This window comes from Hymenobacter sp. DG25B (genome assembly GCF_000801315.1).
Lineage (GTDB): Bacteria > Bacteroidota > Bacteroidia > Cytophagales > Hymenobacteraceae > Hymenobacter.
In genome coordinates this window covers 137,048-151,431 of the sequence record NZ_CP010056.1, presented here as the reverse complement: position 1 = coordinate 151,431, position 14,384 = coordinate 137,048, and the positions used below count along the sequence as shown (strand labels likewise).

Sequence of the window (14,384 nt, the reverse complement as noted above, 5' to 3'; positions counted from 1 at the left end):
TTTGTCGTGGTTGCCGAACAAGGAGAACCTGTGTAAGCAGCAGTACCTGAATACCCCATTGTGTCCGGCTTAGCTAGACCACCTCAAAGAGCCGAAACGCAAAAGATACTGAAGGAAGCAGAAGCAAGTTCGGTAGGGGCGGAGCGCAAAAGTTAAACCCATGGTACGTGGGGTATAAATCTGGATTAATTAGCCCGCAGGTTGTTTACCGGGTTGGTGGTGGCAGCCCGCACGGCCTGGTAGCCCACCGTGAGAAAAGCTACCACGGCCGCAATAGCGCCGGCCGCCAGGAAAGCCCATAGGGGTATATCAATACGGTAGGCAAAGTCCTGCAGCCAGGTGTTCATGGCCAGCCAGGCGGCAGGGAAGGCAATGACGGCAGCCACCAGCACCAGCACCATAAACTCCTTCGACAAGAGCGACACGATGTTGCCCACACTAGCCCCCAGCACTTTCCGAATGCCGATTTCCTTCTTGCGGCGCTCTGCCGCGTAGGTGGCCAGGCCAAACAATCCCAGGCAGCCCACAAAAATGGCAATACCCGTGAAAACCCAGAGCAGAGACTTGAGCTTGTCCTCCGCTTTGTACATCTCGTCAAAGTTCTGGTCCAGGAACTTGTATTCGATGGGGCTGTCGGGGCTGAATTTGGTCCACACCTGCTTTACGCCGTCTATAGCGCTGCCCAGGTTTTCGCCCTTCAGCTTCACGGCCACTTTCCAATAGGCGCCAGGGAAGATTTGCAGCACGGCCGGCTCCAGCTTATCGTACAGGCTCTTGTAGTGGAAGTCCTTCACCACGCCGATGACCTTGCCCGTTTTCAGAGAATCAGGATTTTTGTCGTTCCACACCTCCCACTGCATGGTGCGGCCCAAGGCCTGTTGGGGGGTACCGAAGCCAAATTCTTTCACCGCCGTTTCATTGATGATGAAAGCCTGGTCTTTGTCGGTTTTCATAGCCTTCGAAAAGTCGCGGCCCGCCACCAACTGCAGGCCCAGGGTCTTGAGGTAGTCGAAGTCCACCATCAGCTGCGTGGTCCCATGCTCTTTCAGCTCGCCGTTGTTGGGCACCTTGATGCCGTCACCGGCCACCTGGTCGCCGGGGAAGCCGTAGCCAATGCTCACAGAAGCCACGCCGGGCACCTGCTCCAGCTCTTGTTTGAAGGCCTCGTAGTGCTGGGTCATGTTATCACCCCGCATGGGGAAGAACATAATTTGGTCGCGGTTGAAGCCCAGGTCCTTGTTGTGCAAATAGCTCACCTGCCGGAACACAATAATGGCGCAGATAATCAGGAATACTGACAGCGCAAACTGTACCACAATCAGCCCGTGCCGCAGCCACTGCACCCGGCCAAATATGCCGTCCGTCACCACCGCACTTTTGAGCACCTTCACCGGCTGAAAGCTCGACAGCACCAGCGCCGGGTAGAAACCGGCCACTAAACCCACCACCAGCGTCAGGACCACCAGAATGCCCAGCAGCGCCGGATTCCGGAACAGGTCAAACGTCATGGTTTTGCCCGTGAAGGCATTCAGCCACGGCAGCAGCAGCGCCGTGAGCACTACGGCCAGCACCACGCTCACCAGCGTGAGCAGCACGGTTTCGCTTAGAAACTGCAGCATCAGCTGCTGGCGGCTGGCCCCAATGGTTTTGCGAATGCCCACTTCCTTGGCCCGCTGCATGGACTTAGCCGTGGCCAGGTTCACGAAGTTGAACCCCGCAATAACCAGTATGAACGCCGCGATAAAGCTCAGCGCCTTCACGTAGGTGATATTGCCCTTCACGTTTTGCTCATACTTGAAGGTGGACGAGTACAGGTGGATCTGGTGCAAGGGTTGCAGCACCGGCAGGTAATCCAGCTTCTCGTCGGTAGGAAGGGTGGGCAGCACTTTTTGCTCCAGGTAGGTGCGCAGCTTGGCCTGCAGCTGGCGGGCATCGGCGCCGGGCCGCAGCTTCACGTAGGTGTAAAACTGCTGCCAGCCCCACTTATTCATGCGGGAAGCCGGAATCTGCGCCGCCGACAGCGGAATGAGGAACTTGACCTTCAAGTGGAATTTCGACAGCTTATCAGCCAGCACGCCCGTCACGGTGAAGGTCGATTTGTTTATCTTGATTTCCTTGCCCACCGGGTTTTCGTTGCCGAAAAAGGTCTTGGCCACCTCGTCCGTTAGCACCAGGGAGGTGGGGCGGTCCAGCACGCCCGCGGCCGAGCCGTACTTGAAGGGCAGCTGGAAAATCCCGAAGAAAGTGGAATCCACAATGAGGCCGTCTTCCACGTAAATTTTCTTCTCGCCCACTTCCAGCAGATTGGTGGTCGACTGCATCAGAATGCGCGTGGCTTGCTCCACTTCGGGGAATTCGCGCTTGAGCGTGGTGGCGTAGGCCGGCGCCACCGGCGCGTGGATTTCCGGCGTCTCTGAGTTCATCTTCTCGGTGTAGACGCGGTAAATCCTCTCGCCCCCGGGCACGAACTTGTCGAACTGCAGTTCGTCGTACACGAACAGGCCAATCAGCAGGCAGGCCGTGAGGCCCAGGGCCAGGCCGGCAATGTTGAGAAAGGAAAAGCCTTTGTGGCGGATGAGGTTCCGGTAGGCAACGAGGAAATAGTTCTTAAACATGGCGGCAAGCGGCTGAGCGGCGCAGAAAAAAGGCAAAAAGGAGACTTAGGCCGTAAAGGCGGGCTGCATGTTTTCGAGCACCACCTGCCCGTCAAGCAGGCGAATGACGCGGTGGGCGTAGCGGGCATCGTGCTCCGAGTGCGTGACCATCACAATGGTGGTGCCGGCCTCATTCAGCTCAGTAAGCAGCTCCATCACCTCGTTGCCGTTGCTGGAATCGAGGTTGCCGGTGGGTTCGTCGGCCAGAATCAAACTGGGGCTGTTGACCACGGCGCGGGCAACCGCCACCCGCTGCTGCTGCCCGCCCGAAAGCTGCTGGGGGAAGTGGTTGCGGCGGTGCATAATCTGCATCTTCTCCAGCACCCTGGCTACCTTTTCCTTGCGCTCGGCCGCCCCCACTCCCAGGTAAATCAGGGGCAGCTCCACGTTTTCGGCTACCGTCAGCTCCTCAATCAGATTGAAGCTCTGAAACACAAACCCGATGTGCTTTTTGCGCAGCTCGGCGCGGCGGCGCTCGGCGCGTGCGCCACTTCAATTCCCGAAAAAGTGAAGCGGCCGGCATCAGGCTCATCCAGCAGCCCAAGGATGTTGAGCAAGGTGGATTTCCCGCAGCCCGAGGGTCCCATTATGGCCACAAACTCGCCTTCATTCACCGTCAGCGACACGTTGTTCAGGGCCTTGGTCTGCACTTCTTCCGTGCGGTAAATCTTCTCGAGGTTTTCGATTTTAATCATGGGAGTAAGGAGTGCGGCTTAGGAAGGAAAGGTGCTTATTTCAACCGGCGAGAAATGCCGGGCGTTGATTTTTAGAAGACAGAACCGTCATGCGGAGTGCCGCCGGGACATCACTACCGCTTCGTTGCAGCGAACCGAGCTACTCACCAGGCTCTCGTGGCTGAGTTGCTCCGGCGGCGCTCCGCATGAGGTTCTGGGTGTTATTCTGCGTTATTGGGTATTCGCTTTCAGGTCCAGCTCGCCCATCTTCTCATAGCCTTCGTAGCTGGAGGTGATAACCCGGTCGCCGGGCTTCAGGCCTTCGAGCACTTCAAAATAGTCCGGGTTTTGGCGGCCCAGGCGGATGTCGGTTTTGTAGGCTTTGGTGCCATCGGTGCTCACCTTGAAAATCCAGTTGCCGCCGGTTTTTTGATTGAAGCCGCCTTTGGGGACCCGCACGGCCACGGTGGGGTCGCTCAGGGTGAGGCGCACCGGCACGGTCTGGCCGCGGCGCAGATCGGGGGCACGGCGCCGGTAAACTCCAGGTCAACCTGCACGCCCTGCGTCACCTGCGTGTAAATCTTCTTCACACTCAGCTCATAAGGTTTGCCGTTCACGGTTATCTCGCCTTTCTGGCCGGGGAAGATGCGCGAGATGTAGTACTGGTCCAGGGTGGCCCGCACTTTCAAACCCGTCAGCATGTCGAGCTGGCCAATGCGCTGACCCCGGGTTTTGAGCTCCCCAATTTCCGCGTTAAGGGAGGTGATGCGTCCCGCCGTGGGGGCCTTGATAGTGAGGTCGTCGAGCTTGCGGCGCATCAAAGCCAGGTTGTTCTGCATGCGACTTACCGATTGCTGCATCTGGTTGATTTGCTCGCGCATAGCCGTGGAATCCTGCCGCAGGGCCTGCCGGCTCAGCTGCCGCCGCCGCACCTGGTAGTCGTAGGCATTCTTGGCTTGCAGGTACTCCTGCCGGGCAATTACCTTTTGGTCAAACAGGCTTTTGTTGAGGTCATACACCCGCTTGGCTTCGCGCAGCTGGTTTTCAATTTCGGCTTGGTGGTTAAGCTGCTGAATGCGGTTTTGCTGGAGCAGGTTGCGCGTATTCTGCAGGTTGTTCATCAGGTCGAACACGGCTGTTTCGCGGTTCACCATTTCCAGCTGCAGGTCCGTGTTGGCTAGCTGAATGATGGGTTGGCCGGCCGTGAGGGTCGCCCCGTCCTCCACCAGAATCCGCTGCACGGTGCCTCCCTCCGGTGCGTCGAGGTAAATGGTTTTAATGGGCATCACCACGCCATCAACGGGCACAAACTCCTGGAACGGCCCGCGGGTAACCGGGCTGATAGTCAGCCGCTCGGGGTCCACGTTGAGCTTGGCCGGGCCCGCCGAAGACAGTAGGCTGGCCGCCACGGCCGCGACCAGTAGCACCAGCACGCCTAACAGGATCAGGCGAGTTGGGGTCCAGGTTTTCTTTTCGATGGTAATATCCATGTGCTTACTTGGCCCCTTTCAAAAGGCCCATTCAACCCATACACATAACAATGCCAATTAAACAAGTAACTGAAAATCAGTAAATTAAAACGGAGCAAGATGTTGTGGCTTTCAAAACCGTACGCTTTTGATACACCAGGCGTCCGCTTGTGATACAGTCTTGCCGGTCGTTCTCATTGAAAACTGCCTTTCGCCGCCAGGAAAGCCCTTTTCAGAAACTAGTATAATTATGGTTAGGATTGCGGTGCTTCGCACCCGGGACGGGTGCAGGCCCCAGGTTAGTTAGTTCGGTAGAGTCCATGATATTGAAGAAAGCACGTGTTTTAGTGGTTGACGATGACCCGGACGTCCTGTTTGCCGTGCGCATGCTGCTCAAGCCCGAGGTGCAGGAAGTGGTGACCGAAAAGAACCCCGAGCTGCTGCTCTCGTTGCTGAGCAAGCAGCACTTCGACGCCATATTTCTGGACATGAACTACAAGAGCACCCTCGGCACCGGCAACGAGGGCCTCTACTGGCTGGGCCGCATCCGCGAGAAAGACCCGTCTGCCACCGTAATCATGATTACCGCCCACGGCGAGATCAGCACGGCCGTGCGCTCCCTCAAGGCCGGAGCCACCGACTTCATTGTGAAGCCCTGGCACAACGCGCAGCTGCTCGAAACCCTGACGGCTGCCCTGGAGCCCAAGGAAGCGGGCAAACCTTCCGTGGCCCCCCGCATCCCGGCGCCCCGCCTCCTTCGCCGAGTTTTCCCTGCTGGGGGAGTCGGAGGCCATGCAGGAAGTATTCCACAAGATTGAGAAAGTAGCCCCGACGGAAGCCAACATTCTGCTGCTGGGGGAGAACGGTACAGGCAAGGAGCTGGTGGCCAAAGCCCTGCACCAGCGGTCTGCGCGCGCCGCCAGGCCCTTCGTCACCGCCGACCTGGCCGCCATGAGCGAGGGCATCTTTGAAAGCGAGCTGTTTGGCCACAAAAAAGGCTCCTTCACTGATGCCCGCGAGGACCGGGTGGGCCGGTTTGCCGCGGCCTCGGGCGGCACTTTGTTTCTGGATGAAATCGGCAATATCTCCCTGGCCCAGCAGGCCAAGCTGCTCACGGCCCTGCAGAACCGGGAAGTAATTCCCCTCGGCAGCAACGTGCCGCTGCCCATCGACATCCGGCTGATTTCCGCTACCAACGCCCCGCTCTACGAGCTGGCCGCGCAGCAGCGCTTCCGCAAGGACCTGATCTACCGGCTCAACACGGTGGAGATAACCCTGCCGCCGCTGCGGGCCCGGGGCGATGATGTGCTGCTGCTGGCCCGCCACTTTGCCGGCCTCTACGCCGCCCGCAACCGCAAGCCCCTGCCCGAATTTGAGCCCGCCACCCTGCAAAAGCTGCGGCAGCACAGCTGGCCCGGCAACGTGCGCGAGCTGCAGCACACCGTGGAGCGCGCCGTGATTCTGGCCGACAGCCCCACCCTGCGCCCGCAGGATTTCCATTTCTCGGCCATGGAAACGGATGGTTCAGCAGCCGCTGAGCTAAAGCACGAAGGCCCGCTGCAGCTCAGCGAAGTGGAAAAACACACCATTCTGCGCGTGATTGAGCGCCACCACGGCAACATTACCAAAGCCGCCAAGGAACTAGGGCTCACCCGTACAGCCCTGTATCGTCGCCTCGAAAAACATGACCTTTAAGCGGCCGGAAATAAGCATTGCGCTGCGCTTGCTGCTGCTGTTTGCGCTGCTCTATGCGGCCGAGCGGGCTTTTGAGCATGCCCGATACGGCTTGCTGGGGTGGCGGTGCTGCTGCTCGGGCTGGCGGTATGGGAGTTAAGCCGTCACGTTACGCGCAGCACCCGGGCGCTGGCCGATTTCCTGCTGGCCGTGCAGTACCGCGACTTCTCCCAGCACTACAACGAGGCCCACCCCAACGGCCCCCTGCACGCGGCCTTCAACCAGCTAAACGCCACCTACCGCCAGCTAAGAGCCGAGCGGGAGGCGCAGTTTACCTACCTGCAAACCGTGCTGCAGCTCATCGATACGGGGATTATTTCCTACGATGCCAATGGGGAAGTTGAGTCGATCAATGAATCCTTTAAGCGCACGCTGGAGCTGCCCTACCTGAAGAGCATTTTCACGCTGCAAAAGCGGCTGCCGGTGCTCTACGATGCTATCAGCCAGCTGGAGCCGGGCGCTTCCACCATCGTGAAGCTGAGCGTGGGTGATAAAACCATGCAGCTGCTGCTATCCGCCACGGCCTTCCGCCTGCAGGGCCGCGAATTTACCCTGGTGGCCTTCAAAAACGTGAGCCACGCGTTGGAGGAAAACGAAACCAAAGCCTGGCAGAAGCTGCTGCGCGTGATGACCCACGAAATCATGAACTCGGTGGCGCCAATTGCCTCCCTGGCGGACACCCTGCGCCGCGACCTAAGCCAGGAGCTGGAGCAGGCACCCGAGGCCGTGCGCACCATGCTGGCCGATGTCGTGGAGGGCATCAGCATTATCCAGAACCGCAGCGAAGGGCTGCTCCGCTTTACGCAGGTCTACCGGGACTTCAGCACCATCAGCGCGCCGCGGCTTACGATGGTTTACGTGCAGGAATTATTTGATAATATCCGCTGGCTGATGAGCCCTCAGCTGGCCGAAGGCGACATTGAGCTCATCACCTCCGTAGAACCCGCGGGCTTACAGGTGCAGGCTGATGCTCATCTTTTGGAGCAGGTGCTCATCAACCTGGTGCTTAACGCCGCCTACGCGGTGCGACTGCGCCCCAACCCCCGCATTCGTCTGAAGGCGCAGGCACTGGAAAGTGGGCGGGTGCTCCTACAGGTAATCGATAATGGCACGGGAATTCCGGCCGAGGTGCTGGACAGCATCTTCATTCCTTTCTTTACCACCCGCCCCGGGGGTACCGGCATTGGCCTGAGCCTGGCGAAGCAGATTATGCATCTGCACGGCGGGAATGTTAAGGTTCAAACCATGCCCGGGGAAGGCACCGCCTTTATGCTGGAATTGTAGCCCAATACCCTTGTGAGCTCTCATGGATAAGCTCGCCAAGCGCTAATCTTTGAGTTTCACTGCTTGGTAATTATCCTCTGTCTTCCATTCCATTAACAAATTTTGGGGATCGAAGCCAACGGTAGCGGGGCGGCCAGGCACCGTCAACACAAGAGTCTGCTGGCCGGATTTGATCAGGTGCTTTCGAAGATAGAGCGGCTTGCCAATTTCCTTTCCCAACTCGGCGGGGGCATAAACTCCGATTTCCACCCACTCCTTCATCGGTAGCCTGTTCTCGGTGCCGGCGCTGTCCACGACCAGCTTGCTAGCCTGCAGGGTGAGCGTCACCTGCCATTGGCCGCTTTTAAGTTGTTTGACGGTGGCGCTTTCCGTCGCCAGCTCCCAGAAGGTGTTGGCTTCGAATAAGTCGTGCAGCAAGGGTTGAAGCGAGTCGGGGGCGGCCGCCTGTAGCTCCCGGTAAAGGTCCAGTGACGTGGCATAGGGAACCGTCCCGGGGCGGTGCCTGGCCAGCAGCTGCCGGAGCGCCCCGTTTACCTGTTCGCGGCCCATGTATTGGCTTAGGGCGTACAGCGCCAAGGGCCCTTTGCGGTAGTTCTGGTAAAAGTCGTCAGCCTGCAGCAGCGGTTTGGCGGCCCGGGTGCGCGGGGTCTCATTCTCCTCCCGCAGGAAACGCAGCAGCGCCTGCCGGTGCTCCGGGCCGTATTTATCCTCCAGCACGCCCATAGCCGAGTACCACCCCAGACTTTCGGTGATCAGGCCGGCGCCCTCTACGTAGGCTGGTTTGAGCTGGTTTCCCCACCACTGGTGCGCCACCTCGTGCGCCACCACAGCTGTCACCAGGTCAAAGCCCCGCTCATCAGCCTTGGGGTTCAGCAAGAAAAATCCCTCTTCGGCCGTAATGTCGATGGGCGCGGCGTGGTGACCGAAGGCGTAGCTGGGATGGGCCACAAAGCGGAGCTGCCGGTAGAGGTAAGGCCCAAACTGCCGGGTGTAATAGTCCAGCGAGGCCTGGGCGCTGCGGACCATGCGCGCCGGGTTTTCGGTCTGCCCCGGTGGATAGTAAACCTGGATGGCCACCGCCTGCCCCGGGCCGGCCGAGGGGTTGCGCCATGTGCCTTCCTGCACCGCGTAGCCGGCCGAGTAAAAGGCGTATTCATTCCGGATGGGAGCATCCGTGACGTAATGAAAGTAGCGGCGGCCCGCTTGGGTCCAGGTCCGGCGCAACGTGCCCGGCGCTACCACCGTCTGGTCGGCATCCGTGCCCACGATGGCCTCCAAGCGGATTCGCTCGGGAAACGGGGCGTACCAGCGGGCCATCCCGTCGTAGAGCGAGTAGGTGGCGGGCCGGGGAGGTAGGCCGTACGCTTTCCGGGCGCCGGCCTCGTCCAGCTCCCGGTAGGGCTGGTAGCCGAAGACCGGCAGCCACTCCAGGTTCCGGAAACTAGTGCCGTTAGCCACCACCTGGGCGTCGGCGCCGTGGTTGGCAAAACCCCGGGCCTGGTACTTTACCTGAAAGCGGAGGCGCAGCGAATCGCCGGGGCGCAGGGCAGTGGCCAGGGCGTACATGCGGTAGCCCTGCTCCGCGTCCCAGAACACTTCCTTGGCTGGCCGGTCGAAGTGAAGCGCGGCGGTTTCCACGCCTGCCCCCGTCGCCAGATGAATGGAGTCGATGGGGCCTGGCTGTTGTTCACCAGCAGGTAAGTGCCCTGTATGTCCACCGCCCGCTGCCGGGGATGGATTTCCACCCGCAGGTTTACGCCGGTCAGCCGGGGCTGGGGCACGTTCCGGTACCGGCGGTAGCGCTGCTCGTAGGCGGCACGCTGCTTGGTTGTATCTGAGGCGCTGAGGTAGTCATACAGCACGTTGGTGTTATAGAAGATGAAGCTGCCAAACAAAAGGATGCCGGCCCCGGCCGCCCCGAAAACCAGCACGGTGGAACGAGTGCAGCGCCCACAGGCCAGCCGCAGCCGCGCAGCCAAACCACTCTCCCGGCCCCGCACCCAGGAAAGCCGCGCCAGCACCCCCAGCAGCAGGGCCCACGCAACCCAATACCCTTTAAACCACAGCCAGGGCCCCAGCGTAGGACCAAAACCAGCCATGTCAGTATACGTCCACCGCGGACTGGCGCCATAAATGAGAAGCTTATGCTCGATGCCCAGGGTGGGAGCGTAGGCGATAAAGGCATAGGCCAGGAGCGCCACCAGGTGACCCACGAATTTCTGGTTGACCAGCACGTGCACCAGCAGGGCCAGCAGGGCGAAAAGCAGGCAATCCACCAGCTGCAGCCCGAAAATAGTTTGCAGGTACAGCCCGATTTCCGGCGTAGCGCCCCAATGGCCGCCTGCGCCATCATGCCGGCCGTCATCAGGAAGGCCAGCCACCCCACCAGCACCAGGTTGAGCGCCAGAAAGCGGCTCAGGAAAAGAACCCACTCCGGTACGGGCGCCGCGTTGGCAATTTCGCTCAGGCCGGATTCCCGCTCCCGCCAGACCAGCTCGCCGGCATAGAAAATGGTTAGCAGGGCAATGAGTAGCCAGAAACGCTCCGGCTGCGTCAGGGGTGCGGTAAGATAATCCAGGACAAAGTCGGTTCGGGGCAGCAGGGGCGTGCCGCGGCCCTTCAGGTTGTTGGGGATGACGGCGCCCACCAGCAGGGCCACGGCGGCCAGCAGGGGCAGCCCGGCCTTGCTTTTAGCCAGCTGCCGAAAGGATTCCCAGGTGATAACGCGCAACTGGAGCAGCTGCGTGGACCAGCCATACGTTCCCCTCGACTTTGGTAGCGTTTGCCCGGTTCCCCAGCGTAGTTGCTCCCGGGCTGCCCCAGCTGATGGTGGCTGTGTATCAGGCTTCTGTTTTTGGCCGGATTCGGGTAAGACGAACTGAAACCGGAGATAGGTAAACGCCAGCAGGCCCAGCGAGATGCCGAGCCACAGCAGGCGGTTGGCCAGAAAGGAGCCCTCCAGCAGGAACAGGCGCGTATTCTTATCCAGCGGGCTCCAGTCAAGGGACAGATGGCTTAGCACCGGGCCGAAACTCATTGGGTCGGCCAGATTGCCCCATTCTCCCCCTTTTTCCAGCAACGGCCAGAGCGTGTAGGACGCCGCGAACAGGGCCGCGCCGACCAGATAGCTGGCCAGGGCCCGGCGGCTGAGCGCTGCCGCCGAAAACTGCAGGGCCGTCGCGAAAAAAGCGTTGGGCAGCGCGATAAAGAAAAAGGTAGTCAGGTAGGGCGCCACCCGGAACGGACCCAGAATCTCGGCTTCTACCCCGGCAAAGTGCATGGCCAGCACCATGCCCGCCGGGATGGCGAGCAGCTGGAGCACACTCAGGGCCAAGGCGGCCAAGTACCGCCCGCCCAGGTAAGCGGCTTTGCTGACGGGGGCCGCGTAGGTGAGCAAATGCATGCGCGTCTGCACGTCGCGGGCCGCCGCCTCGCCCGCCACGGAGGCGCCTATCACCAGCCAGAACACGCAGCTGATAACCGTGACGGCAGCTATGACGATGGGCGCATTCAATAAAATGTACCCATCCGCGCATCCGAAGCAAAGTTGGCGATGACTACCAGAAAGGTGATGACTAATATAACCCGAAGTAAAGCCAGGTAGTGGCCCGGCGCACCTGGTAGCTGAATTCCAGCGCAAAAATCCGTTGGAACTTCATAGCGCTACCCCTCCGCTTTCGGCTGCTGACTAACCGGGCCGAAGCAGCCCGTCATGGCACTGAAGTAGACATCCTCCAGGTCCGGTTCCACCGGCTCAAACCCGGTGCCGGGCATCTCCGGGCTGTACACGTGCACCAGGGTGCGGCCGCTGAGTAGCTTGGCGGAAATAATCTGGTGCTCCTGCGCCAGCGCCGGCAGGGCGCGTTTATCGGTCAGCTTGCGCCAGATACGGCCTTTGAGGGAGGCCACGGCTTCCAGGGGCTCAGCCTCCAGCAGGATTTGGCCCTGGTTGATGATGGCCATATTCGTGCACAGCTCCGAGACGTCTTCCACGATGTGCGTGGAGAGAATGACCACGCTGTTTTCGCCCAGCTCGCTGAGCAGGTTCAGGAACCGCACCCGCTCGGCCGGGTCGAGGCCCGCCGTGGGCTCGTCCACAATGAGCAGCCGCGGGTTGCCCAGCAAGGCCACCGCCACGCCAAAGCGCTGCTTCATACCGCCCGAAAAGCCACCCAGCTTCTGCCGGCGCTTGTCCCAAAGGTTGGTTTGCTTGAGCAAGGCCTCAGTAGTCTCTTTGCGCACTGCTCGGTTGGTAATACCCTTCAGCACCGCGAAGTAGTCCAGCAGCTCTTCCGCGCTGGCTTTGGGATACACGCCAAACTCCTGAGGCAGGTAGCCCAGCGTCTGGCGCACTTCTTCCTTTTGGTTCACCACATCCAGGTCGCCTAAAAAGATGTGCCCTTCATCGGGCTCCTGCAGCGTAGCAAGCGTGCGCATCAGGGTGGATTTACCAGCGCCATTCGGCCCCAGCAGCCCATACATGCCCGGCGGAATGTCCAAAGACACATCTTGCAACGCCTGCACGCCATTCGCATATTGTTTGGAAACATTGCGGATGGAGAGGCTACACGGGTGATTTTCCATTTCAGCTAATTTGCTTCGGTGAATCTATTGGAGGAAGCGAGGCACCGTAACAGATGCGTTGTTTCTCATTTGCAGAACGAAGCAAGGATTACCGGCCCGGATAGGGAAAACTGATATGCTGATGCGGGGAAGTAATCGACCAAAGAGGATTTTGCTGCTGCCAAAGCACTGGCCGTCTTCTTTTCCCATCTCGTAGATTAGCCTTGGCAGCTGGTAGAAACGGTAGCCTGGTTATGGCACGAAAACCCACCTTTGTGCTATGGACCGCGTCAAAAAAATATTCCGGCTGATTCACCTATCCGTCTGGGTCTTGTTCACCATGTTGGTGGTTTTGCAACTCAAAAGTGATACCGAGGCCCACTGGCGTAGCACCGCGGCGGGGTTCATTGCCACCTGTCTGTATGTTTTCTACCTCCATTTCTACCTCCTGACTCAGTATGCAGGTCGGAGAAAAGACAGCGGATACTGGCTCCGGCTGGGGGGAATTGCGTTAAGCGGGCCGTTGGCCTTCTTGCTGTTCCACCAAAAGCCTTTCGATTTTGGGTTTTATTCGATGTACCTGGTCACGACGGTACCCATCTTTCTCTTCCTGAGCTGGCTGGCCCGGGTAACCGAGACGCTGGTCCTGAATACCATCCGGAAAGAGCAGCTGGAGAAACAGGCCGTGGAGGCCGAACTCTCCTACCTGAAGTCGCAGATTAACCCGCACTTTCTGTTCAATACCCTCAACAACATCCACACGCTGGTGTACAAGCAGGCCCCGGCCGCCCCGGAGGCGGTCATGCAGCTGGCCTCGCTCATGCGCTACATGATTTATGAGTCTAATGCCGCCACGGTGCCCCTGGCCCGGGAGATGGACTATTTGTGGGATTATGTGAGCTTGCAGCAGCTCCGGTACCGGAACAGTCCGGTGGTCGACCTCCGGATAGTGGGGGAAACCGAAGCCTGCTCCATTGCTCCCTTGCTGTTCATCCACCTGCTGGAAAACGCCTACAAGCACAGCCCCGCCCGCCTGGAACCCGGCGACCTGAAGGTGAGGGTGGAGGTAAAGGAGGATACGCTGTCCTTCCGCGTGCAGAACCCCATCGGCAAGCACTCGGCCAATCCGCTCGAAGAACCCGGGGGCATCGGCTTGCCCAACGTTCGGAAAAGGCTGGCTTTATTGTATCCCGGCCAGCATACGCTGACCATTCAGAACACCGGCGAAACCTTTACGGTCCAGCTTACCATCCAAGGCCTTCACCTCCCGGCTCATGAAAGACAAGCTCACCTGCTACATCATTGAGGACGAGTATCTGGCCCAGGAAATCCTGGAAGAATACATCCGAAAAGTCTCGTTCCTAGAGCTGAAAGGGTGCTACGCGAGTCCTTTGGAGGCCGCCGCTCATTTGGCAGCAGACAAGCCCGACCTGCTGTTTCTGGACATCAACCTGCCCGACCTGGATGGGCTCAGCTTCATTCCGATGCTGAACCCCAAACCCATGATTATCCTGACCACTGCCTACGACCAGTACGCGCTGAAAGCGTACGACTTGGAAGTGAAGGACTACCTGCTCAAGCCCTTCACATTCGAGCGGTTTTACAAAGCCGTACTACGCCTGTACCAGGAGCAAAGCCCCCGCCATACCCCGGAAAAGCAGACAAAAAAAGTGGATGCGAAGACGGAACAGGAGTATATTTTTCTCAAGGTGGGCCACCGCATCCAGAAAGTAGCGACCCGCGACATTCTCTTTGTGGAGGGGATGAAAGACTATTTACGGATTCATACCCGGGAGGAGAAAATTATGACGCTGCTCAGCTTTGCCAAGCTGGAAGAGCTGCTGCCCGCCCAGGATTTTGCCCGCGTGCACCGGTCCTTTCTCGTCGCGCTGGATAAAATTGACCACATCGAGAAAAACCGGATTCAGATTACCGACCAAATCATTCCTATCAGTGATACATATGCCGAGGCGTTTTATAAAATGCTGAATGCTCGGTAGATAGGT

12 protein-coding genes and 1 pseudogene are annotated in these 14,384 nt (G+C 59.3%); 6 read left to right on the top strand and 7 right to left on the bottom strand.

Going from position 1 to position 14,384, the window contains the following annotated elements; all coding sequences use genetic code 11:
- Positions 1 to 185: 185 nt before the first annotated feature.
- From PK28_RS17930 to PK28_RS17920, 4 genes and pseudogenes are all read right to left on the bottom strand, one after another.
- Complete coding sequence (locus tag PK28_RS17930) at positions 186 to 2,615, bottom strand: ABC transporter permease (protein ID WP_044518190.1); 2,430 nt, start codon at positions 2,613 to 2,615, stop codon at positions 186 to 188.
- A gap of 45 nt (positions 2,616 to 2,660) precedes the next feature.
- A pseudogene (locus PK28_RS17925) lies at positions 2,661 to 3,349 on the bottom strand (ABC transporter ATP-binding protein).
- A 210-nt stretch (positions 3,350 to 3,559) separates the two neighbouring features.
- Positions 3,560 to 3,820 (bottom strand): permuted SH3 domain-containing protein, encoded by a 261-nt coding sequence (locus tag PK28_RS21295; protein WP_316931996.1) that lies wholly within the window; start codon positions 3,818 to 3,820, stop codon positions 3,560 to 3,562.
- Positions 3,805 to 4,818 (bottom strand): HlyD family secretion protein, encoded by a 1,014-nt coding sequence (locus PK28_RS17920; RefSeq protein WP_316931995.1) that lies wholly within the window; start codon positions 4,816 to 4,818, stop codon positions 3,805 to 3,807. The genes PK28_RS21295 and PK28_RS17920 overlap by 16 nt, the downstream gene beginning before the upstream one ends.
- Before the next feature lie 305 nt (positions 4,819 to 5,123).
- Here PK28_RS17920 and PK28_RS21290 point away from each other — a divergent pair, with 305 nt between their 5' ends.
- Genes PK28_RS21290 through PK28_RS17910 form a run of 4 tightly spaced genes read left to right on the top strand, consistent with a single transcriptional unit; the run spans position 5,124 to position 7,815 of the window.
- Entirely contained in the window at positions 5,124 to 5,615 is a 492-nt protein-coding gene (locus PK28_RS21290; RefSeq protein WP_316931994.1) for a response regulator, read from the top strand.
- Positions 5,590 to 6,492, top strand: coding sequence for a sigma-54 interaction domain-containing protein (locus tag PK28_RS17915; RefSeq protein WP_316931993.1), 903 nt, complete (start codon positions 5,590 to 5,592; stop codon positions 6,490 to 6,492). The genes PK28_RS21290 and PK28_RS17915 overlap by 26 nt, the downstream gene beginning before the upstream one ends.
- Positions 6,482 to 6,631, top strand: a complete 150-nt coding sequence (locus PK28_RS20620) for a hypothetical protein (RefSeq protein WP_156126564.1) — start codon at positions 6,482 to 6,484, stop codon at positions 6,629 to 6,631. The genes PK28_RS17915 and PK28_RS20620 overlap by 11 nt, the downstream gene beginning before the upstream one ends.
- Positions 6,598 to 7,815 (top strand): sensor histidine kinase, encoded by a 1,218-nt coding sequence (locus PK28_RS17910; RefSeq protein WP_048826595.1) that lies wholly within the window; start codon positions 6,598 to 6,600, stop codon positions 7,813 to 7,815. Before PK28_RS20620 ends, PK28_RS17910 begins: the two co-directional genes overlap by 34 nt.
- Before the next feature lie 42 nt (positions 7,816 to 7,857).
- On the opposite strand, the gene PK28_RS21060 is transcribed toward PK28_RS17910, so the two are convergent.
- The 3 genes from PK28_RS21060 to PK28_RS17900 form a co-directional block, all read right to left on the bottom strand.
- Positions 7,858 to 9,453 (bottom strand): M1 family metallopeptidase, encoded by a 1,596-nt coding sequence (locus tag PK28_RS21060; protein WP_048826593.1) that lies wholly within the window; start codon positions 9,451 to 9,453, stop codon positions 7,858 to 7,860.
- Between the two features lie 124 nt (positions 9,454 to 9,577).
- Positions 9,578 to 11,329: an ABC transporter permease gene (locus tag PK28_RS21055; protein ID WP_231576261.1), complete on the bottom strand. Its 1,752-nt coding sequence runs from the start codon at positions 11,327 to 11,329 to the stop codon at positions 9,578 to 9,580.
- 149 nt (positions 11,330 to 11,478) lie between these two features.
- Positions 11,479 to 12,399 carry an ABC transporter ATP-binding protein gene (locus tag PK28_RS17900; protein WP_044518117.1) on the bottom strand — a complete coding sequence of 307 codons (921 nt, stop codon included), beginning with the start codon at positions 12,397 to 12,399 and terminating at the stop codon, positions 11,479 to 11,481.
- A 511-nt stretch (positions 12,400 to 12,910) separates the two neighbouring features.
- Between PK28_RS17900 and PK28_RS17895 the strand changes: the two genes are divergently transcribed.
- A complete protein-coding gene (locus PK28_RS17895) occupies positions 12,911 to 13,684 on the top strand; it encodes a sensor histidine kinase (RefSeq protein ID WP_231576260.1) in 774 nt (257 codons plus the stop codon).
- Positions 13,653 to 14,378, top strand: a complete 726-nt coding sequence (locus PK28_RS17890) for a LytR/AlgR family response regulator transcription factor (RefSeq protein ID WP_044518112.1) — start codon at positions 13,653 to 13,655, stop codon at positions 14,376 to 14,378. Before PK28_RS17895 ends, PK28_RS17890 begins: the two co-directional genes overlap by 32 nt.
- Positions 14,379 to 14,384 lie beyond the last annotated feature (6 nt).